Source organism: Streptomyces sp. NPDC013317, from assembly GCF_055563155.1.
The window spans coordinates 1-1796 of the sequence record NZ_JBVHDX010000037.1; the positions used below are offsets into that span (position 1 = coordinate 1).

The window sequence follows — 1796 nt, forward strand, 5'->3', positions numbered from 1 at the left end:
TCATAGTTTTTGGAATATGTTATATATTCGTCATGAGACTTTAGCAGAGTCTCTTTTTCTTTTTCCGTCAAAATATACTCTTCAGGCTTCTTTAACCCTCTACTCGAAAAATAAGACTTCTCTCCAAGTAATCTTTCGTCAATATTATCCTTTATCATATATTTCGTTATATAAGCCCCTACATTGTCCACGTGGTCTATTTTATTTATTTTAACAAACCCATGACCCCAGATGTCCGATAGAACGTCTACAGGCGTGTAAGGAAGGTTATAGACCAATAGGTGATAATGTATAGCCCCTCGTTTCTGAAACTCAATTACAGCAGTGTATTTTAGTTTTATTTTTAAAGTGTAATTCAGCCTTTGGATAAACTTTTTGAAGTTATAGTTAGATTGTTTTATGTCCTGCATGTTTTCAGCATATGTAAGTGTGAAAAATTTCGGTTGCTCGTTCCACGCATTTGCATTGGCATTTGCTTGGTTAAACACTTGCTTCCTTGCACGATATAACACATCAGACCTGTTCTTCATCTTTGTTTCAGCATCATTTATCCAATCATGATCAGACTGTTTTTTCCTACCAGCATTTTCACGAACTGCATCTTTACCTGTTGCTACCTCTTTCTCGTAGCTCAATAATTCCCATACACCGCCACTTTTTATTAGTTTGTGACGATACCTCAATTATAAAATACCTCTCTTCCTTGTCTAAATTTTTCTGCTTATTAATCGCTATAATCAAGTTAAGTAAGAAACAGAAATAGCGATTAAATATTAACCTATTTTTCTATCAGATTTAAACGGAAATATAAATCCTAAATCTACTAGAATTGTACCACTAAATTCGCCGCAGCCGGTTATTACTTTTCTATCAACTCCTGAAATTTTATAAAAGAATCCTGGTTGCAAAATGATAGTTTGTTTTAGTGCGTGTAATGTAACCACCATTACTTTTGTGTCTTCGGTTTTGTAATAAGAAATATTAAACATGTGCTCGTCCTCTTTTCTTGTTTTTTTAGTTGCGCTTCACCATCACCACTGCGTAGATCTACTCCATGAATCCTTGACTCGGAACCTTTGCGACCCAGATTACTTGCCACCGTCGCCACCTTCTAGAAATCTTTAATGTGGCAAACCGAACTAGGTTATCAGAGTCGCCTTTCCAAGTAAAGGAACCGCTACGCTTTCACTACGTAGAACTACTCCGTTAAAACTCTTTATCGTCTTTATATTCGCTCAGTATGTATGAAATCAAAGCGTTGACCGACATACCTCTCTTTTCAGCTTCTTTTTTTAACCATTCGTGTAGGTCTTCAGTAAGCCTTAGAGAAAAAACCGCTTTTCCCAATAACTTCACCTCCTTATGGTATCATTATAGTATCAAAGTGGTATCATGTCAATACCATAATGGTTAGTGTTATTTCTCTCGGTCTTTTATAAATAAAATAAATCCGCCTTGCGGTGTCGGGGGCCCCAACTGGAGTCACCCCACCCACACGCAAAAGGGCGGATTTTATATTTTCAAGGAAATTAAATAAGGACCCCATTATAGGAGTCCCATTGTCAAAGTTTGAACACTTTACCCGCTATTAGAAAACGGTAAAGTCATAGTATTTTTATTTTCTATGTGTTAAAATAGCGCTGTTAACTTTTGCGATTTAAGTTAATTTGTATCTTATGAATATTGCCTAGATATTCATTTTCATAGTTTTTGGAATATGTTATATATTCGTCATGAGACTTTAGCAGAGTCTCTTTTTCTTTTTCCGTCAAAATATACTCTTCAGGCTTCTTTAA

General features: G+C 35.6%; 2 protein-coding genes. Both read right to left on the reverse strand.

What is annotated here, in order from left to right:
* The coding region (locus ACZ3IJ_RS36185; protein WP_398113085.1) for a rolling circle replication-associated protein at positions 1 to 683 on the reverse strand (683 nt) is incomplete at its 3' end.
* A gap of 523 nt (positions 684 to 1206) precedes the next feature.
* Positions 1207 to 1356: a toxin-antitoxin system HicB family antitoxin gene (locus tag ACZ3IJ_RS36190; RefSeq protein WP_350502499.1), complete on the reverse strand. Its 150-nt coding sequence runs from the start codon at positions 1354 to 1356 to the stop codon at positions 1207 to 1209.
* Between the last annotated feature and the right edge of the window lie 440 nt (positions 1357 to 1796).